Source organism: Streptococcus sp. 3109 (assembly GCF_013276905.1).
In the GTDB taxonomy this organism is placed as follows: Bacteria; Bacillota; Bacilli; order Lactobacillales; family Streptococcaceae; genus Streptococcus.
Genome location: NZ_VMLY01000008.1, coordinates 65722 through 88344 on the forward strand (window position 1 = coordinate 65722; position 22623 = coordinate 88344).

Sequence of the window (22623 nt, forward strand, 5' to 3'; positions counted from 1 at the left end):
ACGAAGTCAGTAACCATACGTACGGCAAGGCGATGTTGACGCGGTTTGAAGAGATTTTCGAAGAGTATTATTAGAAAGTATCTCAGTGATTTCCTTATCTATAAGCAAAAAACTTGAAAAAAGTGAATGTTTGCGTTATCATTTTCATATAGAAAGAAAAAGAGGTATTACAGATGGCTATTATCTTACCAGAACTTCCATATGCATACGACGCTTTGGAACCATACATCGATGCGGAAACAATGCACTTGCACCATGACAAACACCATCAAACTTATGTCAACAATGCTAATGCAGCTCTTGAAAAACACCCTGAAATCGGTGAAGATCTTGAAGCCTTGCTTGCTGATGTAGAATCTATCCCAGCTGATATCCGTCAAGCGCTTATCAACAATGGTGGTGGACACTTGAACCACGCTCTTTTCTGGGAATTGATGACTCCTGAAAAAACAGCTCCATCACCAGAACTTGCAGCAGCAATCGATGCAACATTTGGTTCATTTGAAGAATTCCAAGCAGCCTTCACTGCAGCAGCAACAACTCGTTTCGGTTCTGGCTGGGCATGGTTGGTTGTCAACAAAGAAGGGAAGCTTGAAGTGACTTCAACAGCAAACCAAGACACACCAATCTCAGAAGGTAAAAAACCAATCTTGGGCTTGGACGTTTGGGAACATGCTTACTACGTGAAATACCGCAACGTGCGTCCTGACTACATTAAAGCTTTCTTCTCAGTGATCAACTGGAACAAAGTAGATGAATTGTACGTAGCAGCTAAATAATGATAGTTGGAGGGAAGAATTGTTCTTCTCTTTTTAAGGTTATATTATTTTGGTCTGACAAAATCGTCAGACTTTTTTCATTTTTATGAGAAACGTGCTAACTGCTAGAAATTATGGTAGAATAAAGTATTAAGTAATCGTAAAAAAAGGATATCTATGCGAAAAGAAATTGCACCTGAATTATACAACTATAACAAGTTTCCTGGTCCTGAGTTCCATTTACACGGGGATAAGGTAGAAACGGAAGGGATAGCTTTTTCCTTGGTGGAAAACATCAAGGATGCCTTTGATGTGACGGCTTTTAATCAGCGTTTTTCAGAAGTCTTAACCAAGTTTGATTATATCGTGGGAGACTGGAGCAACGAACAGCTTCGCCTACGAGGTTTTTACAAGGATGACCGAACAGAAGAAAAACTTGAAAAAATCAGTCGTTTACAAGACTACCTTTTAGAGTATTGTAGTTATGGTTGTGCCTATTTTGTCTTGTCAAATGAAGCCCCTAAGCGAGCATCATTTGACAAGAAAATGCGTAAGAAGGAAGAAGAAACACCTTCTAAAAAAGGAAAGAAACCGACTCAAACCAAACGAAAACCGAATGCAGATAAGAAAAATAGACGTCGTCAGAAAGACCAGCATTCTCAGAAAGAGGACAAGGGACAACGTCATTTTGTCATTCGTCAGAAGTGAGTAGAGAATAAGGAGTAGAAATGAAACCGTCAATTTATAGTTTAACACGTCAAACCATGCAGGAATGGGTTTTGGAGCAAGGAGAAAAGAAATTCCGTGCAGATCAAATCTGGGAATGGCTCTACCGTAAACGTGTCCAGTCATTTGAAGAGATGACCAACCTTTCCAAGGATTTGATTGCTAAGCTTAATGATCAGTTTGTGGTCAATCCCTTGAAACAGCGTATCGTGCAAGAGTCTGCTGATGGGACCGTTAAATATCTCTTTGAATTGCCAGATGGAATGCTGATTGAGACAGTACTCATGCGTCAACACTACGGTTTATCTGTCTGTGTGACCACTCAGGTCGGCTGTAATATCGGTTGTACCTTCTGTGCCTCTGGTTTAATTAAGAAACAACGTGACCTCAATAACGGTGAAATCGTAGCGCAAATCATGCTGGTTCAGAAATACTTTGATGAGCGTGGTCAGGATGAACGCGTCAGTCATATTGTTGTCATGGGAATCGGTGAGCCCTTTGATAACTACAACAATGTCTTGAATTTCGTTCGTACCATTAATGATGATAAGGGAATGGCCATCGGTGCTCGTCACATTACGGTTTCAACCTCAGGTTTGGCCCATAAAATTCGTGATTTTGCTAATGAAGGAGTTCAGGTCAATCTTGCCGTTTCCCTTCATGCACCTAATAATGAACTGCGCTCAAGCATCATGAAGATTAACCGTGCCTTTCCGATTGAAAAACTCTTTGCTGCTATTGAGTACTATATCGAAACAACCAATCGTCGTGTGACCTTTGAATACATCATGCTCAATGAAGTCAACGACGGTGTAGAACAAGCCTTGGAATTGGCTGAATTGCTCAAGAATATCAAGAAATTGTCTTATGTAAACTTGATTCCTTATAACCCAGTTAGTGAGCATGACCAATATAGCCGTAGTCCTAAAGAGCGCGTTATGGCTTTCTATGATACGCTTAAGAAAAAAGGGGTTAACTGTGTTGTTCGTCAAGAGCATGGTACAGATATTGATGCAGCTTGTGGACAATTGCGCTCTAACACAATGAAACGTGACCGCCAGAAAGCAGTTGCAGCAGTCAATCCTTAATGATGAAGAAGAGTTATAATCATGTTTTGGTCTGGGGAGTCATTTTCTATAGCATTTGCATTGTCTATTTTTGCTTTACTCCTCAAGAACAATCTCCCGTGGGGGTGGAAACTCCAGGTATTCAGCATCTTGGACGCCTGGTTTTTCTTTTGACTCCTTTCAATTCTTTCTGGAAACTGGGCCAAGTAAGTGACATTGGACAATTATGTTGGATTTTTCTACAGAATATCCTCAATGTCTTCTTACTTTTTCCTCTGATGTTCCAACTCCTTTATCTCCTTCCAAACTTGCGGAAAACAAGAAAAGTGCTCTTTTTTAGTTTTCTAGTGAGTTTTGGAATCGAGTGTACGCAGTTAGTCTTGGACTTTTTCTTTGATTTTAATCGCGTCTTTGAAATTGATGATTTGTGGACCAATACCTTGGGTGGCTATCTGGCTTGGCTCCTCTATAAACAATTACATAAAAACAAGATAAGGAATTAAAATGAGTATTTTAGAAGTTAAAAATCTGAGTCACGGTTTTGGTGACCGTGCAATTTTTGAAGATGTGTCCTTCCGTCTCCTCAAGGGAGAACATATCGGTCTGGTCGGTGCCAATGGTGAAGGGAAATCAACCTTTATGAGCATCGTTACTGGTAAAATGCTGCCAGATGAAGGGAAGGTTGAGTGGTCCAAATATGTGACCGCTGGTTACTTAGACCAACACTCTGTCCTTGCTGAAGGGCAGTCGGTACGTGATGTTCTCCGTACAGCCTTTGATGAGCTTTTCAAAGCGGAAGCCCGTATCAATGACCTCTATATGGAAATGGCTGAAGACGGAGCGGATGTTGATGCTCTCATGGAAGAAGTGGGAGAACTTCAAGACCGTTTAGAGAGTCGTGATTTCTATACCTTGGATGCTAAGATTGACGAAGTAGCGCGTGCCCTTGGTGTCATGGACTTTGGCATGGATACAGATGTAACTTCTTTGTCAGGTGGGCAAAGAACCAAGGTGCTTTTGGCAAAACTTCTCCTTGAAAAGCCTGATATATTACTTTTGGATGAGCCGACCAACTATTTGGATGCTGAGCATATTGACTGGCTTAAGCGCTATCTCCAAAACTATGAGAATGCCTTTGTCCTCATTTCACACGACATTCCATTCCTAAATGACGTTATCAATATTGTCTATCATGTGGAAAATCAACAGCTGACGCGTTATTCTGGTGACTACTACCAGTTCCAAGAAGTCTATGCTATGAAGAAATCTCAGCTAGAGGCTGCCTACGAACGTCAGCAAAAAGAAATTGCGGATCTCAAGGACTTCGTGGCTCGAAACAAAGCGCGTGTTGCAACAAGAAACATGGCCATGTCTCGTCAGAAGAAATTGGATAAGATGGATATTATCGAACTGCAAAGTGAGAAACCAAAGCCATCCTTTGATTTTAAACCAGCTCGTACACCAGGTCGCTTTATTTTCCAAGCTAAGGATTTGCAAATTGGTTATGATCGTCCTCTGACCAAGCCTTTAAATCTTACCTTTGAACGTAATCAAAAGGTTGCGATTATCGGGGCAAATGGTATCGGAAAAACAACTCTCTTGAAATCTCTCTTGGGAATTATCCCGCCAATCGCTGGGGAAGTTGAACGTGGAGACTACCTAGAACTTGGCTACTTTGAACAGGAAGTAGAAGGCGGTAATCGCCAAACTCCTCTTGAAGCTGTCTGGAATGCCTTTCCAGCTCTCAACCAAGCAGAAGTTCGTGCAGCCCTTGCTCGTTGTGGTTTGACAACCAAGCATATCGAAAGCCAAATTCAGGTCTTGTCAGGTGGGGAACAAGCCAAGGTTCGTTTCTGTCTCTTGATGAATCGTGAAAACAACGTTTTAGTGCTGGATGAGCCGACTAACCATTTGGATGTGGATGCCAAGGATGAACTCAAACGCGCTCTCAAAGAATATAAGGGATCTATTCTTATGGTCTGCCACGAACCAGACTTTTATGAAGGCTGGATGGACCAAATCTGGGATTTTAATAATTTAACTTAAGAATGAGAGTAAAAGAAATACAGTACCGAATGAGGATACTGTATTTTTTTGGTTTTTATGATTTAAAATCGTAGTCTTTCACCACTTCGATACTATCGATAGTAATAGCAGTCGTTGGCTTGTCTTTTTCATCTTTTTCGGCTTTAGCAATCTTATCTACAACATCCATACCGTCAATCACTTGACCAAAGACTGGGTGTTTGCCATCAAGACTAGGGTTTCCCCCTTCTTTATAGGCTTCGATGATTTTCTTTGGATACTTGCTTGTAGGGAGTTTAGCAGAGGTATCTGTAGAGTTTTGGTTGATGAAGAACTGGCTACCGTTGGTGTTTGGTTGACCAGTATTAGCCATAGCAAGAGCACCACGGATGTTATACAAATAAGGAGTAATCTCGTTTTTGAAACCAGTTCCCTTGTCTTTAGTCTTATCCTTGTCATGCCAGATGGACTGACCACCTGTACCGTCCCCTTTTGGATCTCCAGTTTGAACCATGAAGCCATCGATAACACGGTGGAAGGTAATACCGTTATAGTAGCCTTCTTTAGCATGAGTGAGGAAGTTTTCAACCGCTAGAGGAGCGAGTTTAGGGAAGAGTTTGATACGGATATCACCTTGGCTTGTGTGGAGAATCACTTCGGCTTCATCTTCAGCAACTTCTTTAGATAGTTGTGGGAAATTGGCGTTTTCGTTTGTTAAAGCATCGTTTAACTCCTTGGTAGATTGGGCTGCTGCTTTGGAGCTTTCCTCAGCGGCCAAGCTAGAATCTACATAGTCATCACCACGCAAACTACGTTGGATGTTGCTACATCCAGCTAGAGCTACAGTGGATAGTAAAAGAAGGGTTGCTAGTTTTTTCATTCTGATCCTTTCAAAAATTCATTTCTACCATTGTACCCTAAAAGGAAGGGGATTTCAAATATTAGTGACAAGGTAGTTTTAGAGAAAGCCAAAAGAAAAATCGCTTGCTTAGAGATTTTTCTTTTGGCTTCAATTCCTAATTAATCAATGAACTTAATACTAGGTCTCGAAAAGAATTATGCTTCCTCTTTCTGTCTGAGTTCAAAGAGCTCTTCTACTTTCAGATTAAAAACTTGAGCAATTTTAAGAGCCATTTCCAGCGAAGGATTGTAACGGTTATTTTCCAAGTGCAGAATTGTCTCGCGTCGTATGCCGATGCGGTCGGCTAACTCCTGCTGGGTCATGCCTGTGGACTCACGGACAGATTTGAGATTAGTAATAATATTGCTTTCTTTGGCCATGCTTATCCTCTACGTTCCAAGATAAGATAGACAACCGAAAAGATGCAAATCAAGGCAGCTATGCTAATAAATATCTGTCCCATGTAAAGAGTGAGAGACCCCATATACCCAATGATAACTGCTAGGATCATCAGTGCGCCTAGTATAAAAACAAACATCAAGCTAGCTGCCTTGGCTAAATTAGCATAAAAGCGTTCGTCCGGAGTTTCCTTGACATTTTTTAAAGAGAAAAAAACAAATACAATCACTTCAATAACGAGGCCAATTCCCAAAATCCATTCTTTAATACCAGAACTTACGCTTGGGGTCGCAACCCAAATCCCTACTGTATAAAAAATGCTTGCTGCAAACACAAGTATCGTGTAAAGCTTAGCAGACAAGTCAAAAATAATCTTTCCCTTACCTTTCTGACTCTTATGTAGCCAGCTCCAAATAGCTATAATTTGACCTAACACTGAAATACCAGTAATAACTAACTTGGGTTCCCAACTAAGATTAGAACCAAATAAAACAATAAAATCAATAAAGAGAGCTACGGCAATCATTGCAATGAGGCCACGCATTTTTTGACTTTTTTTCATGATAGACTCCTTTTTTATGTTATAAATATATAACACTTAAATTTTATGTTATAAATATATCACATTTAAATTTAGAAAGCAAGAATTTATGTGCCAAGGTGGCAATTATTTGAAAAAATTTTTTAATAAAAGCCCTCGATAGTCAAACAACTAAAGAATTCTTTGAAGCAATGCATCGGATTTGGTTTGGATAGTTTCGTTAATAATATTTGATGATAAAGAATTTTTGGAAAATCTAGATACTGTATGAATCTCTATTTTTTTCTTAGACTGTTATAAAGTCTGTCAAAATAAGCTTTGTAGGTGTAGAAGTTAATTTTTACAGAACTAAATTATTCCCCTATTTAGAATCTATTAATTCATATTTTCTAAATTAATAGATATCATTCTTAAAATTCTTGATATTTCTTTTGGGAACGGGATTGGGATTTAGGAGCCAAGTATCCAAATCTCGTTCAGGTGAGATGAAGGGTTTGAGTTGATGGTCTTTATAAAATATTTCTAATACTCTTCGAAAATCTCTTCAAACTACGTCAGCTTTGCCTTGCCGTACTTAAGTACAGCCTGCGGCTAGCTTCCTAGTTTGCTCTTTGATTTTCATTGAGTATAAAATAGTATTCACGGCTAGCTTCTTTCAAACATTTATTTCCTACTTCTAACAAATTTCTAAATGGTTTAAGAATTTTATAGTCTGTCAAGTTTTTTTCTTGACACCTGCCAGAAATCTGCTATAATAGAACATGTGCTAAATAGCTCAGCTATTTCACCGAAATAAAAAATAAGAAAAGAGACTTTAAAAATGGCAGTTAAAATCCGTTTGACTCGTATGGGTTCTAAGAAAAAACCTTTCTACCGTATCAACGTAGCAGATTCACGTTCACCACGTGACGGACGTTTCATCGAAACAGTTGGAACTTACAACCCACTTGTTGCTGAAAACCAAGTAACTTTGAAAGAAGACCGCGTTCTTGCATGGTTGGCTGATGGAGCTCAACCTTCAGATACAGTTCGCAACATCCTTTCAAAAGAAGGTGTATTGAAAAAATTCCACGATTCTAAATTCTCAAAATAAGTTTAAAGTAGGTTGACAGATGGATACGATTGAAAATCTCATTATTGCGATTGTGAAACCCTTGATTTCACAACCAGATGCCTTAACTATCAAGATTGAAGATACACCAGAGTTTTTGGAATATCATTTGGATCTTGATCAAAGTGATGTGGGTCGTGTAATCGGTCGTAAGGGTCGCACTATTTCTGCGATAAGAACGATTGTCTACTCTGTCCCAACTGAAGACAAAAAAGTAAGAATCGTTATTGACGAAAAATAAGAAGGGCGGGACGAATGTCTCGCTTTTTTGCGAGAAGTGTAAAATTGCAGCCATTAAGTACCAACATTAACGTGATTTGGAAGGCTTTTTAAAGGGGGACTGGAAAAGAATGAACATTGATTGTATTTTAAACATAGATTGGGAAATGTACATTGATTGGTTATTGCGAATTTTACAGATTTCGACTTTTATAGGTGTAATTTTAAAAATTAGTTTTCAGAATAAGGCCTATATCAATAATATCGAAATTCAGGTAATTAAACCAATCGAATTTGATTCCTTACATACGAGATTTCATCATATATATGAGTTTAAACATGATGAAAATGATAAACATTATAACCATTTGATTTTTTATCCCAAAGAAATTGATATTGAAATAGTAGAATTTTATTCTTTAAACTATGATTCAAAAAGTAATCGTTTAGTTGATAATGATAAACTACATACAGTTAAAAATTTAAAGAATTATACATGCTTATTGATTCATACAAATTTACCATAGAATATGCCTAGTTTAAGAATGAAATGGAAAACAAGTCAGGGTGAAATTGGCGAGTATACATTTTATAGTAATATGTATAATGGGAATGTGAATATCTCATCTTTTAAATATAAATTAATATTAAAGAGGAAACTATTAGCACTTTTTGGACTATAGCGACCCCTCTATGTATCTTCCTCCAACTTGAGAAAATCTTTGGAACGTGATAGAATAAAGGATAGAAATAGATACAGGAGACAAGATGAACTACTTTAATGTTGGGAAAATCGTCAATACGCAGGGGTTGCAGGGTGAGATGCGAGTCTTGTCTGTGACGGATTTTGCAGAAGAACGGTTTAAAAAAGGTGCTGAGCTGGCCTTGTTTGATGAAAAAGATCAGTTTGTCCAAACAGTGACCATCGCTAGCCACCGTAAACAGAAGAACTTTGACATTATTAAATTCAAAGATATGTACCATATCAATGCTATCGAAAAGTACAAGGGATACAGTCTCAAGGTCGCTGAGGAGGATTTGAATGACCTAGACGATGGTGAATTCTACTATCACGAGATTATTGGTTTGGAAGTCTATGAGGGAGATAACTTGATTGGAACCATCAAGGAAATCCTGCAACCAGGTGCTAATGATGTCTGGGTGGTCAAGCGAAAAGGCAAGCGTGATTTGCTTTTACCTTATATCCCACCAGTGGTTCTCAATGTTGATATTCCAAATAAACGAGTTGATGTGGAAATCTTAGAAGGGTTAGACGATGAAAATTGATATTTTAACCCTCTTTCCAGAGATGTTCTCTCCACTGGAGCATTCAATCGTTGGAAAGGCTCGAGAAAAAGGGCTCTTGGATATCCAGTATCATAATTTTCGAGAAAACGCTGAAAAGGCCCGCCATGTCGATGATGAGCCTTACGGAGGTGGCCAGGGGATGCTGCTCCGAGCTCAACCTATTTTCGATGCCTTTGATGCTATTGAAAAGAAAAATCCGCGCGTCATTCTCCTCGATCCTGCTGGAAAGCAGTTTGATCAGGCTTATGCTGAGAATTTGGCTCAAGAGGAAGAGCTAATCTTTATCTGTGGGCACTATGAGGGTTATGACGAGCGCATCAAGACCTTGGTAACCGATGAAATTTCCCTAGGCGACTATGTCTTGACTGGTGGAGAGTTGGCGGCTATGACCATGATTGATGCTACGGTACGCCTGATTCCAGAAGTGATTGGCAAGGAGTCTAGCCACCAAGATGATAGTTTTTCTTCAGGCCTTCTCGAATATCCTCAGTACACACGTCCCTACGATTATCGAGGTATGGTCGTGCCAGATGTACTGATGAGCGGGCACCATGAAAAGATTCGTCAGTGGCGATTGTATGAGAGTTTGAAGAAAACCTACGAGCGCAGACCAGATTTGTTAGAAAATTATCAACTTACAGCAGAAGAAGAAAAAATGCTGGCAGAAATCAAAGAAAACAAAGAATAAAGGAGAAACCTATGCAAGTAATCAAACGTGATGGAGAAATTGCTGAATTTAATCCAGATAAGATTTACCAAGCTATCTTAAAAGCAGCCCAGACTGTCTATGTATTGACAGATGATTTGCGTCAAAACCTTGCACAAGTCACTAAGAAAGTGGTTTTGGATTTGGAAGAGGCCAAGGTGGAACGTGCTACCATTAGCATGATTCAGTCTATGGTTGAACATCGTTTACTGGGAGCAGGTTACATTACCATTGCAGAACACTACATTTCCTATCGTCTACAACGTGATTTGGAAAGAAGTGGTTATGGAGATCATATCGCAGTTCATTTATATTTTGAACAAGTTCGCTAAGAAAAAAGAGTGGGATGAAGCAACTACATCTCACTCTTTCTTAAATCTATTTTTTTGGGCTGTTTGGACAGTTGAAGGGACAAATCGCAGGCGTTGAATATCGCTTATGCGGATAATACGGGTCACATTTTTGGCAAAATTTTTCACAATAATTTGCTGTCCTTGCTGATCGTATTTGATGATGTCACCTGTAAAACTTGTCTCTGACAAGATAAGGTGAACAGCGGTTTGTTTCTGGATAGCCTCTTCAATAGTGGCTGTAAGGGAGTTGCTTTCAGTCTGGTCTGGTTGGTCATGTCCATTTAAAAAGTCATGTATTTTACCTAGAACTTGCTGGAATTTATGTCTCATATTGGCCTCCCTTCTTTTATATCAATATTATATAAAATTTTCCTAAAATCTACAAGATTTTACGAATAATCAGATGAAAGTTAAAAAAGGAGAAGAAAATGGCAGAATTTACATTTGAAATCGAAGAGCACTTGTTGACTCTTTCTGAAAACGAAAAAGGTTGGACCAAGGAAATCAACCGTGTGAGCTTTAATGGAGCCCCTGCAAAGTTTGATATTCGTGCTTGGAGTCCAGATCATACTAAAATGGGCAAAGGGATTACTCTTTCAAATGAAGAATTTCAAACGATGGTTGATGCCTTTAAAGGCAACTAAGTTTTCAAAATAAAAGAAAAGGATACTGAGTCATGATAACTCGATATCCTTTTTTAGTTAGCAAAGTAAGGCTGATTTTTAAGGCGTTGAAGTAGGGGACGGCTAATAAAACTAATAGCCAGAAGTTTACCAAGGTCTGGAATGATAAAGGGAATGACCCCCACAACAAGAGCTTTTTCAAATGCCATTCCAGCTAGAAAATGCAAGCTGAGAATCCCGCCGACAAAGACAAGGGCATCACCCAAGAGGTTTGCAAGAAAAATCTTGACAAAACCACTATCGCTGCTAGTTAGGGAGGAAGTAAGTCCAGAGTATACAAGATAAAACCAAAGATAACCCGCAGTAGGACCAACCAACGCCTGCAATCCTGCTCCACCTCCTGCAAAAACAGGAAGACCGATGGCACCTAGAAGAAGATAAAGTCCAACAGAAAGTACAGCCTCTCTGGGTCTAAAGACAGTAGCAATCAAGCCGATTGCAAAGTTTTGCAGAGTGAAGGGGACGGGTCCAATTGGAAGACTGATTTGTGCCAAAACAGCAATGAGAGCAGCCCCAATAGCAGGGATAGCATAAACGTGAGCTTTTTTCAAAATAGTTAACCTCTTTTCTGATGTATAGTAACTATTATACTCGTAGAGGAATCATTGTCAACCAATTTTTAAAAACAAGATAACAAAAACTGTAACGGCCGATTTGATTCACAAGAGAAGTTGGATAATTGTTTTGTTGATTTGTAAATCGCCTTTATAGATAATCCCATTTTATCAATAAAAAATATACTATAAATACTTGACTAACTAAAAAATAAGTGCTATAATAACAAATGTAAACGGATATATTTAGAAATGTTCAATTTTAAAAGGAGGGGTAGTTATGAGATATTTTAACGACTCTAGATACCATAACGGTGATTAAAAACCTAAATATAATCAATTCATATTAAAGTAATATGGAGGGACTAAAAAGGGACTATTATTTAATCTTCATCAAATATTTAAATTCAAGGAGAAGTAAAATGAAAAAAAGAATTAATAAGAAAGCATCTGTTTTTCTAGTTGCAAGTTTTTTCAGTTTTGGATTTGCTACTGTAGCTAGTGTTGTTAGTGCAACTACAGCACACCCTGCTCCAAGTCCCATTATTGATGTATGGGAATATGGTGTAAATGATAACTATGGTTATTCGAATTACTTTGTTAGTTCTCCAAATAATATTGGATCAAAATCTTCAGTAACGAATTTTTGGGGAACAGTTAAAGCTCAGGATAAAAAAGATTATGGATGGGCATATTCAAGTGCAACAAAATCTTGGAACGATGTTCGCTTAAATGCATATTGGGATTATTATAGATTTTAAAAAATAATTTATGAAAACAAGAGACCCAATTATAAAATAGGGTCTTTTGTAATATGGTAATTGCTTATGAAATTAAAATTATGTATCATTGGATTCTTCTTTTGTTTGATTGCTACAATTGGTCTGGTCACTATTAGTGATACCGAAATCCCCATACCTTTACCAATTGATGGTGCTTTTTCTATCCAAGGAAAAAGTAATCTTTCTAATAATGAAATATACGAAATGGTTCGTGACTTATCAAAAACGGAAAAGGTTACCATTTACAAGCCAATCGTTCAGAGTTCGGGTCAGTTGAAGTATGTAAATTTTGATGATGTAAATAATGAACAATTAAAGTCAGCACCAATAGTAGGGATGTATTACACACTTGGGAAAATGGATGTAGACAGTTTGAAACCACTTACGATGACTGGACTACAAACAGTATATATGGCTTATCCTTGGTATATAGGAGGAATATTACAATTTACTGGAACTTTAAGAATACTGTTAATGGGTTCAATTTACTTAACTTTATTAGTTGTTTTATTTGTTGTTAGGACGAGGCAGATCAAAGAAGGAGTGATACGACGTTCTTTGGGCTTGCCTGTATACGACCTTAGAAGAGAGTATGGCATTTCTCTTATTTTTGAACTGATTATGATGGCTTTATTGATGATTTCTTACAGTTCTTTTTTGGGGAATGGTTTCTTCACCTATAGTTCTAAGTTATTTTTCTCTCTGCTTTTAACGAATTTTATACTATTTCAAATCATTGATCTTATTACTTTTGTTTTATTTTGGTTGACGATTCAGATTGAAAAGCCCATTGAAATTATCAAAAACAAGGCAAAAAACAAGCTTATTTTTGTCGTATGGCTTGCTATTATTTCGATTATCATCCTTGTCTCAGGAATTTTTTTACAAGAAACAAAGAGTAGTCAATCTAGTATTAACATACAGATACAGAATTTAGTACCATGGGATACAGTAAAAGACTGGAGAAGGATTGAGTTCCTTGGAATTGAAAGTAACTCTACTAAAAATGGAGAAGTTAATGATTCAGATGGTCAGTATCTACAGATAGTTGCTGCCTTAAAAAACTTAGATTTCTTATATATAGAACGATCTTCGGCATATGTTCCAGATTTCATGAAAACTTCGCATGTTATAGAAAATTTTTCTAAACAATTAGAAAATGATGGGATAACGAATTCAGAAATAAATAAAGAGTTGATTTATATTAATCAAACAGGTGCTAACCTACAAAATAAAGTGAATAGAACAAACTATCATCTTTTAGATAATAAAATAGCAACCATCTATATTCCTGAGAAGTGGAAAGAAAACCAGAAATCTATTGAGAATACAGTTGTAGCAGAACAATTTATTGGAACAAACTATACAAAAGAACAGCTTGCAGTACAAATAATTCCTGATGGGGAAAAAATTTTTTATTTTAATGAAGATGCTGATAATAATCTTAAAATGAAAGATATTTTACCGCTGGCAAATGTAGCAGATAGCAAAGATAATATAGTTGTTGTGTTAGATACGGACAAAATGATGGAAAATAATAAGTTTTCTTTGGCTAGTAACATACTATATAAATCTCTTTTTAGTCCTGAAGCGGTAAAAAAAATAAATGAGATGACTGTCCCGTTGAATTTCTCAATGAATCCAGTAGATGTTTACCAAATTGTGAAATTAAAGATTCAATCCTTAGAGCACCAAATTTTACTTTCACAAATCTTGCAGAAGATAATTTACAGTATTGTCTTTATACTCATTTATCAATATGTCCAACTTTTTATTACTCTAAAACAGAATGAATATGTGAAAAAAATCATTTTGGGTCTGTCAAAAACATATATAGCAATTTCAAGTCTCAAATATTTTATGATGACTATTACAATGGTTATTCTATTTACATTTCTTATGACAGGGCAAATAGAGTTGCTATATATTGGAGTGGCTTCTCTGCTAGTTTTGATGTTGTCAATCATAATGAGTTTTAGGAAATTATCTGAAAGCTACACTAAAATTTTAAAAGGAGATGAATCATGACAATTGACCTTTTGAACGTTTCAAAGAGTTTCGGCTCAAAGAAGATCTTTACAGACTTAAATTTAATATTTGAATCTGGAAAAAGCTATGCATTGATTGGAGGTTCTGGCTCCGGTAAAAGTACCCTTCTTAATATTATAGGAAGATTAGAAAAAATTGACAGTGGGAATGTTTTAGTTGATAAACAAGATATTTGGAATATAAAAGAAAGAACTTTTTTTAAAAATACTGTTGGATATGTATTTCAGAATTATTCTTTAATAGATAACAAAACAGTATATGATAATCTGAGCCTTATCACTAAAGACAAAAAAACAATAACTGACGTACTTGAAAAAGTAGGACTGTCAAGTGACTATTTACATCAAAAAATATACGAATTGTCTGGTGGGCAGGCTCAACGTGTAGCTATTGCCAGAATGTTAATGAAACCACGTAAAATTATTTTAGCAGATGAGCCCACAGGAGCTTTAGATGGTGAGATTGGAAAAGAAATCATTCGTTTGTTATTAAATGAAAAAGATGAAGACAAATATGTTATAATAGCGACGCATGATCCAGCTGTCTATAACGAAGTTGATGTGATAATTGACATGAAAGATATAGGGTATAATGTATGAAAAAGATAATTTATATTGCTTTGATCTTTGTAGCTGGGTTACTTGCCTTCTTCTTTTTTGGAAAACAAATGATTACAAAAGAAAATATCAATAAGCCAACGGTAGAGTTAACAGTCTATACGCTTTCTTCTAGTGATACAGAAAAATGGAATAAAGTGAGACAAGTAGAAACGGAAGAGGCTATATACTTCATAACTGTGAAAGAAGCAGAGTCTTCTGAAGAAGTATTTTCAAACATCATTGCAAATGGAGCTGCTACGGGGTTCGGAGTTCGTGAAGAAGAAGTGAAGAAATTCAATAATGGTTTAGGAGACACTATAGAGGACTCTAAGCATAATAAACTAATTGAAATAGAATTTTTTACTTTTTCTGATGATGGCGAGGGATTTGTGGTAGCAAACTTTGACTACGGTAAAGAAGAGTTGAATTCTCAGAAAAAAGATATAAAAGAGTTATATAAAAAAATATATGAATCTTTTAAAGAAAAGAATAAATGATTGTATTATAATCCGTGTATTTTGCTATGGTTTGTTAATTGATTTTTGCATATCTTACTTCAACATACTATAAAATAAGACATAAGAAAACGAGTATCTCCAACTACGGAAATACTCGCTTTTTGATATTTAGAAGTGTTTTTTGCTCTGCTTCTTTTATTTCGATTAACGCATGGTTACAAATTCTTCGGATGCAGTTGGGTGAATCGCCACAGTTGCATCAAAGTCAGCCTTGGTTGCTCCCATTTTGATAGCAACGGCAAATCCCTGAATCATTTCATCAACGCCGTAGCCAATTCCATGAAGTCCGACAACTTTTTCTTCTGAACCAGCTGTGATCAATTTGAAACGAGTTTCTTGACGGTTGCAAGTGCAAGCAGAGTACATAGAAGTAAAGCTTGATTTGTAAACCTTGATTTGGTCTTGACCGTATTCTTTAATAGCTTGTTCTTCTGTCAAACCAACCGTTCCGATAGCAGGGTGTGAAAAGACGACAGTTGGAATAGTTGAGTAATCCATTTTTGCAGTAGTTTTTCCGTTAAAGAGACGTTCAGATAGGGTACGCCCAGCCTTGATTGCAACTGGGGTCAGTTCTTTCTCGCCCGTTACATCACCTAGAGCGTAGATTCCCTCAACAACAGTATTTTGGTATTCATCCACTTGGATAAAGCCACGTTCGTTCAGAGTTACTCCAGCTTTTTCAAGTTGCAAGCTCTTAACATTTGGACGGCGACCAGTAGCCCAGATAACTTGGCTAGCTGTGTGACTAGTACCATCCTCGAAATGAATGGTAATGCCATCAGTAGTTTTTTCTAACTTGACAGGGACTTTGTGAGTATGAAGTGGCAAGTTTGTTCTTTCCATTTCCTTGACCAGACCTTCAACGATGTAAGAATCAAAACTACGTAAAGGACGATCGCGGCGAACAAAGAGATCTGTCTTGACACCAAAGGTGTGGAGTACGCCAGCCAATTCAACGGCAATATAACCCGCGCCTAGAATAGCAACTGACTCTGGCAATTCTTCCCAAGCAAATACATCATCAGAAGAGCCACCTAGCTCAGCACCAGGAATATTAGGAATACTTGGATGGGCACCAGTAGCAATCACAATATGTTTAGCACGAATCAGTTCACCATTTACGCTAACAGTATGAGAATCTACAAATTCAGCATGACCTTCAATCAAGTCTACACCGTTGCGTTTAAAACTGCCATCATAAGAAGAACGAGCGCGATCGATGTAGGCTTCACGATTACGACGTAGGGTAGCAAAGTCAAAGTTAAGATCAGTAGTCTTAAAACCGTAGTCTTCTCCAAATTGATGGAAAGTCTCAGCGATTTGCGCCCCGTACCACATAATTTTTTTAGGAACACAGCCGACGTTGACACAGGTTCCACCTAATTTCTTTTCCTCAATAACGGCTGCTTTGGCTCCGTGTTCCCCAGCACGGTTCATGGTAGCAATTCCTCCGCTACCTCCACCGATAGCAATGATATCATATTCTCTCATTGAAAACTCCTTTGTACTCTTTTAAATAGTCGAGTGTCTTTTTTGATAGTTATATTTTATTCTTTTTTTGATGTGATTGCAAAAATCTGCTACGCACAAAAAATTGCAAAAAAGCTTGCCAAATAAGTCAAAATAATGTATTATATAACTAGTACAATAGAAAAGGAGAATTTCCGAACGATTGTTTAATCCTGAACTGTCATTATTTCCATCTGAACTGCATTGTTTGCTGGAGGGAAATCTGGTATAATAGCAAAGTATTGTAAAAAAAAAGGAGTTTCATTATGAAGAAAAAGAATGGTAAAGCTAAAAAGTGGCAACTGTATGCAGCAATCGGTGCTGCAAGTGTAGTTGTATTGGGTGCTGGGGGCATTTTGCTCTTTAGACAACCTTCTCAGACTGCTGTAAAAGATGAGGCTACTCATCTTGTTGTTGCCAAGGAAGGAAGCGTGGCATCCTCTGTTTTATTGTCAGGGACAGTAACGGCAAAAAATGAACAATACGTTTATTTTGATGCTAGTAAGGGAGATTTAGATGAAATCCTTGTTTCTGTGGGGGATAAGGTCAGCGAAGGGCAGGCTTTAGTCAAGTACAGTAGTTCAGAAGCGCAGGCGGCCTATGATTCAGCTAGCCGAGCAGTCGCTAAGGCAGATCGTCATATCAATGAACTCAATCAAGCACGAAATGAAGCCGTTTCAGCTCCAGCTCCTCAAGCCTCTGCGCCAGCAGGAGGAGAAGATGCAACGGTGCAAAGCCCAACTCCAGTGGCTGGAAATTCTGTTGCTTCTATTGACGCTCAGTTGGGTGATGCCCGTGATGCGCGTGCAGATGCAGCAGCACAATTAAGTAAGGCTCAAAGTCAGTTAGATGCAATGACGGTTCTCAGTACCCTAGAGGGAACTGTGGTCGAAGTCAACCACAATGTTTCTAAATCTCCAACAGGAGCTAGCCAAGTAGTCGTTCATGTCGTAAGTAATGAAAACTTGCAAGTTAAGGGAGAACTGTCTGAATATAACCTCGCCAACCTATATGTAGGTCAAGAAGTAACTTTTACTTCTAAAGTGTATCCTGATAAAAAATGGACTGGGAAATTAAGCTATATTTCTGACTATCCTAAAAACAATGGTGAAGCAGCAAGTACAGCTGTAGCAGCAGGCGGTAATTCTGGCTCTAAATATCCATATACTATTGATGTTACAAGTGAAATCGGTGATTTGAAACAAGGATTCTCAGTAAGTGTTGAGGTCAAGAATAAGAGTAAAGCCATTTTGGTTCCTCTAACAAGTGTTGTGACTGAAAATGATAAGAATTATGTCTGGGTGCTTGACGAGCAGAAAAAGGCCAAGAAAGTGGAAGTTGGTTTGGGCAATGCTGATGCAGACAACCAAGAAATCACTTCAGGTCTGACAAATGGAGTCAAGGTCATCAGTAATCCAACATCTTCCTTGGAAGAAGGAAAAGAGGTGAAGGCTGATGAAGCAACTAATTAGTCTAAAAAATATCTGCAGAAGTTACCGTAACGGTGACCAAGAACTGCAGGTTCTCAAAAATATCAACCTAGAAGTGAATGAGGGTGAGTTTGTTGCCATTATGGGACCATCCGGTTCTGGTAAGTCTACTCTCATGAATATGATTGGGATGTTGGATACACCAAGTAGTGGAGAGTATTATCTTGAAGGTCAAGAAGTGGCTGGATTGGGTGAAAAACAACTAGCTAAGGTTCGCAACCAACAAATCGGTTTTGTCTTTCAGCAGTTCTTTCTTCTATCGAAACTCAATGCTCTGCAAAATGTAGAATTGCCCTTGATTTACGCAGGAGTTTCGTCTTCAAAACGTCGCAAGTTGGCTGAGGAGTATTTAGACAAGGTTGAATTGACAGAACGTAGTCACCATTTGCCTTCGGAATTATCTGGTGGTCAAAAGCAACGTGTGGCTATTGCGCGTGCCTTGGTAAACAATCCTTCTATTATCTTAGCAGACGAACCGACAGGAGCCTTGGATACCAAAACAGGCAACCAAATCATGCAATTATTGGTTGAATTAAATAAAGAAGGAAAAACTATTATCATGGTAACGCATGAGCCTGAAATCGCTGCTTATGCCAAACGTCAGATTGTCATTCGAGATGGGGTCATTTCGTCTGATAGTGCTCAGTTAGAAAAGGAGGAAAACTAAGATGCAGAATCTGAAATTTGCCTTTTCATCTATTATGGCTCACAAGATGCGTTCTTTGCTTACCATGATTGGGATTATTATCGGTGTTTCATCAGTTGTTGTGATTATGGCTCTAGGTGACTCCCTATCTCGTCAACTCAACAAAGATATGACCAAATCTCAGAAGAATATTAGTGTCTTTTTCTCTTCTAAAAAAAGTAAAGATGGGTCTTTTACTCAGAAACAATCAGCTTTTACGGTTTCTGGAAAAGAAGAGGAAGTTCATGTTGAACCACCAAAACCGCAAGAATCTTGGGTCAAGGAGGCAGCCAAACTGAAGGGAGTGGATAATTACTATGTAACCAACTCAACGAACGCCATTTTGACTTATAAAGATAAAAAGGTTGAAAATGCCAATTTGACAGGTGGAAACAGAACTTATATGGAGGCTGTTAAGAATGAAATTATTGCAGGACGTAGTTTGAGAGAACAAGATTTCAAAGAATTTGCAAGTGTCATTTTGCTTGATGAAGAATTATCCATTAGTCTATTTGGATCTCCTCAAGAGGCTATTAACAAGGTTGTAGAAGTTAATGATTTTAGTTATCGAGTCATTGGTGTTTATACTAGCCCAGAATCTAAAAATTCAAAAATATATGGTTTTGGTGGCTTACCTATTACCACAAATATCTCCCTTGCTGCGAATTTTAATGTAGATGAAATAGCTAATATTGTCTTTCGAGTGAATGACACAAGCTTGACTCAAACTCTGGGTCCAGAACTGGCACGAAAAATGACAGAGCTTGCTGGCTTGCAACAGGGAGAATATCAAGTATCAGATGAGTCAGCTGCATTTGCAGAAGTTCAACAAACGTTTAGTTTTATGACGACGATTATTAGTGCCATTGCAGGTATTTCTCTCTTTGTTGGAGGAACTGGTGTTATGAATATCATGCTGGTTTCGGTGACAGAGCGTACCCGTGAAATTGGTCTCCGTAAGGCTTTGGGTGCAACTCGTGCTAATATTTTAATCCAGTTTTTGATTGAATCCATGATTTTGACCTTGTTAGGTGGATTAATTGGCTTGACAATTGCAAGTGGTTTAACTGCCTTAGCAGGTTTGTTACTGCAAGGTTTGATTGCGGGTATAGAAGTGGGAGTATCGATCCCAGTTGCCCTATTTAGTCTTGCAGTTTCGGCTAGCGTGGGTATAGTTTTTGGGGTCTTGCCAGCCAACAAGGCATCGAAACTTGACCCAATCGAAGCCCTTCGTTATGAATAAAATAAACAAGATGGACACTCGTCTATCTTGTTTTTGTATAGATTTCCCTATCGAAAATCCTTAAAAATGTGATATAATGAAGTGTTAGAAAAACAGGTTTCATTTGCCTGGAAAGGAAAAATTATGTCTGAAAAGAATTTTTATATTACAACGCCGATTTACTATCCATCTGGTAAGCTTCATATCGGTTCTGCCTACACAACCATTGCTTGTGATGTCCTAGCACGTTATAAACGCCTGATGGGCTACGATGTCTTTTATTTGACAGGTCTTGATGAACATGGTCAAAAGATTCAACAAAAAGCAGAAGAAGCTGGCATTACACCACAAGCCTATGTTGATGGAATGGCAGTTGGAGTTAAAGAACTCTGGCAATTACTAGATATCTCATACGATAAATTTATCCGTACAACGGATGACTACCATGAAAAAGTTGTCGCACAGGTCTTTGAGCGCTTGCTTGCTCAAGATGACATCTATTTGGGTGAATACTCTGGCTGGTATTCAGTATCAGATGAAGAATTCTTTACAGAAAGCCAGCTTGCGGAAGTATTCCGTGATGAAGCTGGAAATGTAACTGGTGGTATTGCTCCATCAGGTCACGAGGTTGAATGGGTATCTGAAGAATCATACTTCCTTCGCCTCAGCAAATACCAAGATCGTTTGGTCGAATTTTTCAAGTCCCATCCTGAATTTATCACTCCAGATGGTCGTCTGAATGAAATGCTTCGCAACTTCATCGAGCCAGGTTTAGAGGATTTGGCAGTTTCTCGTACAACCTTTACATGGGGTGTGCCAGTCCCATCAAATCCTAAGCACGTTGTCTATGTTTGGATTGATGCCCTTCTTAACTATGCGACAGCTCTTGGCTACGGTCAAGACGAACATAGTAACTTTGACAAGTTCTGGAATGGAACAGTCTTCCACATGGTAGGAAAAGACATCCTTCGTTTCCACTCCATCTACTGGCCAATCCTTCTTATGATGTTGGATGTTAAATTACCTGATCGTTTGATTGCCCATGGTTGGTTTGTCATGAAAGATGGTAAAATGTCTAAATCTAAAGGGAATGTCGTTTACCCTGAAATGTTGGTAGAGCGTTATGGACTAGATCCACTTCGTTACTACCTCATGCGCAGTCTTCCAGTTGGTTCAGACGGAACCTTCACTCCGGAAGACTATGTAGGCCGTATCAACTACGAATTGGCCAATGACCTTGGCAACCTCCTCAATCGTACGGTTTCTATGATTAACAAGTACTTTGATGGACAAATTCCTGCCTATGTAGAGGGTGTAACAGAGTTTGATAATGCTCTTGCTGAGGTTGCAGAACAATCAATTGCTGACTACCATACACACATGGAAGCAGTTGACTACCCACGTGCACTTGAAGCAGTCTGGACCCTGATCTCTCGTACTAACAAATACATCGACGAGACAGCTCCATGGGTACTGGCAAAGGATGAAGCACTCCGCGATCAATTGGCAAGTGTCATGAGTCACTTGGCAGCCAGCCTTCGTGTCGTTGCTCACTTGATTGAGCCATTTATGATGGAAGCCAGTCGTGCAGTCTTGACTCAACTTGGTTTGGATGAAGTAGCGAGCCTTGAGAACTTGAGCTTGGCTGACTTCCCTGCGGGTGTGACTGTAGTTGCTAAGGGAACACCAATCTTCCCACGTCTGGATATGGAAGAAGAAATCGCCTATATCAAGGAACAAATGGAAGGTAACAAACCAGCAGTCGAGAAAGAATGGAATCCAGACGAAGTTGAACTCAAACTAAACAAGGAAGAAATCAATTTTGAAGACTTTGACAAGGTTGAAATCCGTGTCGCAGAAGTCAAAGAAGTGTCTAAAGTAGAAGGTTCAGATAAGTTGCTTCAATTCCGCTTGGATGCTGGTGATGGAGAAGATCGTCAAATCCTCTCAGGAATTGCAAAATACTATCCAAATGAACAAGAATTGGTTGGTAAGAAAGTTCAAATCGTTGCTAACCTCAAACCTCGTAAAATGATGAAGAAATATGTCAGTCAAGGGATGATCCTCTCAGCTGAATATGATGGAAAATTAACCCTTCTCACAGTTGATCCAGCTGTACCAAACGGAAGTGTGATTGGGTAAAAGTAGACAGGACTAGTTCATGCTAGTTCTGTTTTTTTATGTACACTCAATGAAAATCAAAGAGCAAACTAGGAAGCTAGCCGCAGGTTTCTCAAAGCACTGCTTTGAGGTTGTAGATAGAACTGACGAAGTCAGCTCAAAACACTGTTTTGAGGTTGTGGATAGAACTGACGAAGTCAGTAATCATACCTACGGCAAGGTGACGTTGACGCGGTTTGAAGAGATTTTTGAAGAGTATAAGTCTTTGATTTTGAGACTAAGGAGAGTCAGGGTCAA

The 22623-nt window shown here is 38.3% G+C and carries 26 protein-coding genes and 1 pseudogene; 21 read left to right on the forward strand and 6 right to left on the reverse strand.

Going from position 1 to position 22623, the window contains the following annotated elements; all coding sequences use genetic code 11:
- Positions 1–173 precede the first annotated feature (173 nt).
- The 5 genes from sodA (at position 174) to HT698_RS05715 (ending at position 4597) form a co-directional block, all read left to right on the forward strand.
- Entirely contained in the window at positions 174–779 is a 606-nt protein-coding gene (gene sodA / locus HT698_RS05695; protein ID WP_173217644.1) for a superoxide dismutase SodA, read from the forward strand.
- A 156-nt stretch (positions 780–935) separates the two neighbouring features.
- Positions 936–1466, forward strand: a complete 531-nt coding sequence (locus HT698_RS05700) for a YutD family protein (RefSeq protein WP_173217642.1) — start codon at positions 936–938, stop codon at positions 1464–1466.
- Positions 1467–1486: 20 nt separating this feature from the next.
- Positions 1487–2572: a 23S rRNA (adenine(2503)-C(2))-methyltransferase RlmN gene (gene rlmN, locus HT698_RS05705; protein ID WP_000804762.1), complete on the forward strand. Its 1086-nt coding sequence runs from the start codon at positions 1487–1489 to the stop codon at positions 2570–2572.
- Positions 2572–3054 carry a VanZ family protein gene (locus HT698_RS05710; RefSeq protein ID WP_173217640.1) on the forward strand — a complete coding sequence of 161 codons (483 nt, stop codon included), beginning with the start codon at positions 2572–2574 and terminating at the stop codon, positions 3052–3054. The genes rlmN and HT698_RS05710 overlap by 1 nt, the downstream gene beginning before the upstream one ends.
- A 1-nt stretch (position 3055) precedes the next feature.
- Complete coding sequence (locus HT698_RS05715) at positions 3056–4597, forward strand: ABC-F family ATP-binding cassette domain-containing protein (RefSeq protein WP_000025378.1); 1542 nt, start codon at positions 3056–3058, stop codon at positions 4595–4597.
- 55 nt (positions 4598–4652) lie between these two features.
- Here HT698_RS05715 and HT698_RS05720 read toward each other — a convergent pair whose 3' ends face one another.
- The 3 genes from HT698_RS05720 to HT698_RS05730 all read right to left on the reverse strand — a co-directional run bounded on the left by HT698_RS05720 (position 4653) and on the right by HT698_RS05730 (position 6438).
- Positions 4653–5456 carry a peptidylprolyl isomerase gene (locus tag HT698_RS05720; protein ID WP_164226926.1) on the reverse strand — a complete coding sequence of 268 codons (804 nt, stop codon included), beginning with the start codon at positions 5454–5456 and terminating at the stop codon, positions 4653–4655.
- Between the two features lie 176 nt (positions 5457–5632).
- Entirely contained in the window at positions 5633–5857 is a 225-nt protein-coding gene (locus HT698_RS05725) for a helix-turn-helix transcriptional regulator (RefSeq protein WP_173217638.1), read from the reverse strand.
- A gap of 2 nt (positions 5858–5859) precedes the next feature.
- Positions 5860–6438 carry a DUF3796 domain-containing protein gene (locus HT698_RS05730; protein ID WP_173217636.1) on the reverse strand — a complete coding sequence of 193 codons (579 nt, stop codon included), beginning with the start codon at positions 6436–6438 and terminating at the stop codon, positions 5860–5862.
- A gap of 799 nt (positions 6439–7237) precedes the next feature.
- On the opposite strand from HT698_RS05730, the gene rpsP reads away from it, so the two are divergent.
- The 6 genes from rpsP (at position 7238) to HT698_RS05760 (ending at position 10093) form a co-directional block, all read left to right on the forward strand.
- Entirely contained in the window at positions 7238–7510 is a 273-nt protein-coding gene (gene rpsP, locus HT698_RS05735; RefSeq protein ID WP_000268760.1) for a 30S ribosomal protein S16, read from the forward strand.
- 19 nt (positions 7511–7529) lie between these two features.
- Positions 7530–7769 carry an RNA-binding protein KphA gene (gene kphA / locus HT698_RS05740; RefSeq protein ID WP_000379617.1) on the forward strand — a complete coding sequence of 80 codons (240 nt, stop codon included), beginning with the start codon at positions 7530–7532 and terminating at the stop codon, positions 7767–7769.
- A 109-nt stretch (positions 7770–7878) separates the two neighbouring features.
- Complete coding sequence (locus HT698_RS05745) at positions 7879–8274, forward strand: hypothetical protein (RefSeq protein WP_240147165.1); 396 nt, start codon at positions 7879–7881, stop codon at positions 8272–8274.
- A gap of 241 nt (positions 8275–8515) precedes the next feature.
- Entirely contained in the window at positions 8516–9034 is a 519-nt protein-coding gene (gene rimM / locus HT698_RS05750; protein ID WP_049524868.1) for a ribosome maturation factor RimM, read from the forward strand.
- On the forward strand, positions 9024–9743 hold the full coding sequence (trmD, locus tag HT698_RS05755; RefSeq protein ID WP_173217634.1) for a tRNA (guanosine(37)-N1)-methyltransferase TrmD: 720 nt from the start codon (positions 9024–9026) through the stop codon (positions 9741–9743). Before rimM ends, trmD begins: the two co-directional genes overlap by 11 nt.
- An 11-nt stretch (positions 9744–9754) precedes the next feature.
- The gene (locus HT698_RS05760; protein ID WP_173217632.1) at positions 9755–10093 is read left to right on the forward strand and encodes an ATP cone domain-containing protein; all 339 of its coding nucleotides are present in this window, start codon (positions 9755–9757) and stop codon (positions 10091–10093) included.
- 30 nt (positions 10094–10123) lie between these two features.
- On the opposite strand, the gene HT698_RS05765 is transcribed toward HT698_RS05760, so the two are convergent.
- Complete coding sequence (locus tag HT698_RS05765; RefSeq protein ID WP_172930969.1) at positions 10124–10444, reverse strand: hypothetical protein; 321 nt, start codon at positions 10442–10444, stop codon at positions 10124–10126.
- A gap of 98 nt (positions 10445–10542) precedes the next feature.
- Between HT698_RS05765 and HT698_RS05770 the strand changes: the two genes are divergently transcribed.
- Positions 10543–10758 (forward strand): YdbC family protein, encoded by a 216-nt coding sequence (locus tag HT698_RS05770; RefSeq protein ID WP_000807422.1) that lies wholly within the window; start codon positions 10543–10545, stop codon positions 10756–10758.
- 53 nt (positions 10759–10811) lie between these two features.
- Here HT698_RS05770 and HT698_RS05775 read toward each other — a convergent pair whose 3' ends face one another.
- Positions 10812–11348 carry a biotin transporter BioY gene (locus tag HT698_RS05775; protein ID WP_173217630.1) on the reverse strand — a complete coding sequence of 179 codons (537 nt, stop codon included), beginning with the start codon at positions 11346–11348 and terminating at the stop codon, positions 10812–10814.
- A gap of 425 nt (positions 11349–11773) precedes the next feature.
- On the opposite strand from HT698_RS05775, the gene HT698_RS05780 reads away from it, so the two are divergent.
- The 4 genes from HT698_RS05780 to HT698_RS05795 all read left to right on the forward strand — a co-directional run bounded on the left by HT698_RS05780 (position 11774) and on the right by HT698_RS05795 (position 15278).
- Positions 11774–12112, forward strand: a complete 339-nt coding sequence (locus tag HT698_RS05780) for a hypothetical protein (RefSeq protein WP_173217628.1) — start codon at positions 11774–11776, stop codon at positions 12110–12112.
- Positions 12113–12178: 66 nt separating this feature from the next.
- Positions 12179–14161, forward strand: a complete 1983-nt coding sequence (locus HT698_RS05785) for an ABC transporter permease (protein WP_173217626.1) — start codon at positions 12179–12181, stop codon at positions 14159–14161.
- Positions 14158–14781, forward strand: a complete 624-nt coding sequence (locus HT698_RS05790) for an ATP-binding cassette domain-containing protein (RefSeq protein ID WP_173217624.1) — start codon at positions 14158–14160, stop codon at positions 14779–14781. The genes HT698_RS05785 and HT698_RS05790 overlap by 4 nt, the downstream gene beginning before the upstream one ends.
- Positions 14778–15278: a hypothetical protein gene (locus HT698_RS05795; protein ID WP_173217622.1), complete on the forward strand. Its 501-nt coding sequence runs from the start codon at positions 14778–14780 to the stop codon at positions 15276–15278. The genes HT698_RS05790 and HT698_RS05795 overlap by 4 nt, the downstream gene beginning before the upstream one ends.
- A 165-nt stretch (positions 15279–15443) precedes the next feature.
- On the opposite strand, the gene gor is transcribed toward HT698_RS05795, so the two are convergent.
- Complete coding sequence (gor, locus tag HT698_RS05800; protein WP_173217620.1) at positions 15444–16790, reverse strand: glutathione-disulfide reductase; 1347 nt, start codon at positions 16788–16790, stop codon at positions 15444–15446.
- 284 nt (positions 16791–17074) lie between these two features.
- Between gor and HT698_RS05805 the strand changes: the two genes are divergently transcribed.
- From HT698_RS05805 to HT698_RS10295, 5 genes and pseudogenes are all read left to right on the forward strand, one after another.
- A complete protein-coding gene (locus HT698_RS05805; protein ID WP_112443494.1) occupies positions 17075–18280 on the forward strand; it encodes an efflux RND transporter periplasmic adaptor subunit in 1206 nt (401 codons plus the stop codon).
- Positions 18264–18965 (forward strand): ABC transporter ATP-binding protein, encoded by a 702-nt coding sequence (locus HT698_RS05810; RefSeq protein ID WP_112443495.1) that lies wholly within the window; start codon positions 18264–18266, stop codon positions 18963–18965. Before HT698_RS05805 ends, HT698_RS05810 begins: the two co-directional genes overlap by 17 nt.
- A gap of 1 nt (position 18966) precedes the next feature.
- Positions 18967–20226, forward strand: coding sequence for an ABC transporter permease (locus HT698_RS05815; protein WP_173217618.1), 1260 nt, complete (start codon positions 18967–18969; stop codon positions 20224–20226).
- A 123-nt stretch (positions 20227–20349) separates the two neighbouring features.
- Positions 20350–22347: a methionine--tRNA ligase gene (gene metG, locus HT698_RS05820; RefSeq protein ID WP_173217616.1), complete on the forward strand. Its 1998-nt coding sequence runs from the start codon at positions 20350–20352 to the stop codon at positions 22345–22347.
- A gap of 49 nt (positions 22348–22396) precedes the next feature.
- Positions 22397–22623: pseudogene (locus HT698_RS10295) on the forward strand (hypothetical protein); the annotation flags it as partial.

What these genes read in the sequence shown, in the direction of transcription:
- sodA (WP_173217644.1), top strand. Translation starts at nt 174, where the DNA reads ATGGCTATTATCTTACCAGAACTTCCATATGCATACGACGCTTTGGAA.
- HT698_RS05700 (WP_173217642.1), top strand. Translation starts at nt 936, where the DNA reads ATGCGAAAAGAAATTGCACCTGAATTATACAACTATAACAAGTTTCCT.
- rlmN (WP_000804762.1), top strand. Translation starts at nt 1,487, where the DNA reads ATGAAACCGTCAATTTATAGTTTAACACGTCAAACCATGCAGGAATGG.
- HT698_RS05710 (WP_173217640.1), top strand. Translation starts at nt 2,572, where the DNA reads ATGATGAAGAAGAGTTATAATCATGTTTTGGTCTGGGGAGTCATTTTC.
- HT698_RS05715 (WP_000025378.1), top strand. Translation starts at nt 3,056, where the DNA reads ATGAGTATTTTAGAAGTTAAAAATCTGAGTCACGGTTTTGGTGACCGT.
- HT698_RS05720 (WP_164226926.1), bottom strand. Translation starts at nt 5,456, where the DNA reads ATGAAAAAACTAGCAACCCTTCTTTTACTATCCACTGTAGCTCTAGCT.
- HT698_RS05725 (WP_173217638.1), bottom strand. Translation starts at nt 5,857, where the DNA reads ATGGCCAAAGAAAGCAATATTATTACTAATCTCAAATCTGTCCGTGAG.
- HT698_RS05730 (WP_173217636.1), bottom strand. Translation starts at nt 6,438, where the DNA reads ATGAAAAAAAGTCAAAAAATGCGTGGCCTCATTGCAATGATTGCCGTA.
- rpsP (WP_000268760.1), top strand. Translation starts at nt 7,238, where the DNA reads ATGGCAGTTAAAATCCGTTTGACTCGTATGGGTTCTAAGAAAAAACCT.
- kphA (WP_000379617.1), top strand. Translation starts at nt 7,530, where the DNA reads ATGGATACGATTGAAAATCTCATTATTGCGATTGTGAAACCCTTGATT.
- HT698_RS05745 (WP_240147165.1), top strand. Translation starts at nt 7,879, where the DNA reads ATGAACATTGATTGTATTTTAAACATAGATTGGGAAATGTACATTGAT.
- rimM (WP_049524868.1), top strand. Translation starts at nt 8,516, where the DNA reads ATGAACTACTTTAATGTTGGGAAAATCGTCAATACGCAGGGGTTGCAG.
- trmD (WP_173217634.1), top strand. Translation starts at nt 9,024, where the DNA reads ATGAAAATTGATATTTTAACCCTCTTTCCAGAGATGTTCTCTCCACTG.
- HT698_RS05760 (WP_173217632.1), top strand. Translation starts at nt 9,755, where the DNA reads ATGCAAGTAATCAAACGTGATGGAGAAATTGCTGAATTTAATCCAGAT.
- HT698_RS05765 (WP_172930969.1), bottom strand. Translation starts at nt 10,444, where the DNA reads ATGAGACATAAATTCCAGCAAGTTCTAGGTAAAATACATGACTTTTTA.
- HT698_RS05770 (WP_000807422.1), top strand. Translation starts at nt 10,543, where the DNA reads ATGGCAGAATTTACATTTGAAATCGAAGAGCACTTGTTGACTCTTTCT.
- HT698_RS05780 (WP_173217628.1), top strand. Translation starts at nt 11,774, where the DNA reads ATGAAAAAAAGAATTAATAAGAAAGCATCTGTTTTTCTAGTTGCAAGT.
- HT698_RS05785 (WP_173217626.1), top strand. Translation starts at nt 12,179, where the DNA reads ATGAAATTAAAATTATGTATCATTGGATTCTTCTTTTGTTTGATTGCT.
- HT698_RS05790 (WP_173217624.1), top strand. Translation starts at nt 14,158, where the DNA reads ATGACAATTGACCTTTTGAACGTTTCAAAGAGTTTCGGCTCAAAGAAG.
- HT698_RS05795 (WP_173217622.1), top strand. Translation starts at nt 14,778, where the DNA reads ATGAAAAAGATAATTTATATTGCTTTGATCTTTGTAGCTGGGTTACTT.
- gor (WP_173217620.1), bottom strand. Translation starts at nt 16,790, where the DNA reads ATGAGAGAATATGATATCATTGCTATCGGTGGAGGTAGCGGAGGAATT.
- HT698_RS05805 (WP_112443494.1), top strand. Translation starts at nt 17,075, where the DNA reads ATGAAGAAAAAGAATGGTAAAGCTAAAAAGTGGCAACTGTATGCAGCA.
- HT698_RS05810 (WP_112443495.1), top strand. Translation starts at nt 18,264, where the DNA reads ATGAAGCAACTAATTAGTCTAAAAAATATCTGCAGAAGTTACCGTAAC.
- HT698_RS05815 (WP_173217618.1), top strand. Translation starts at nt 18,967, where the DNA reads ATGCAGAATCTGAAATTTGCCTTTTCATCTATTATGGCTCACAAGATG.
- metG (WP_173217616.1), top strand. Translation starts at nt 20,350, where the DNA reads ATGTCTGAAAAGAATTTTTATATTACAACGCCGATTTACTATCCATCT.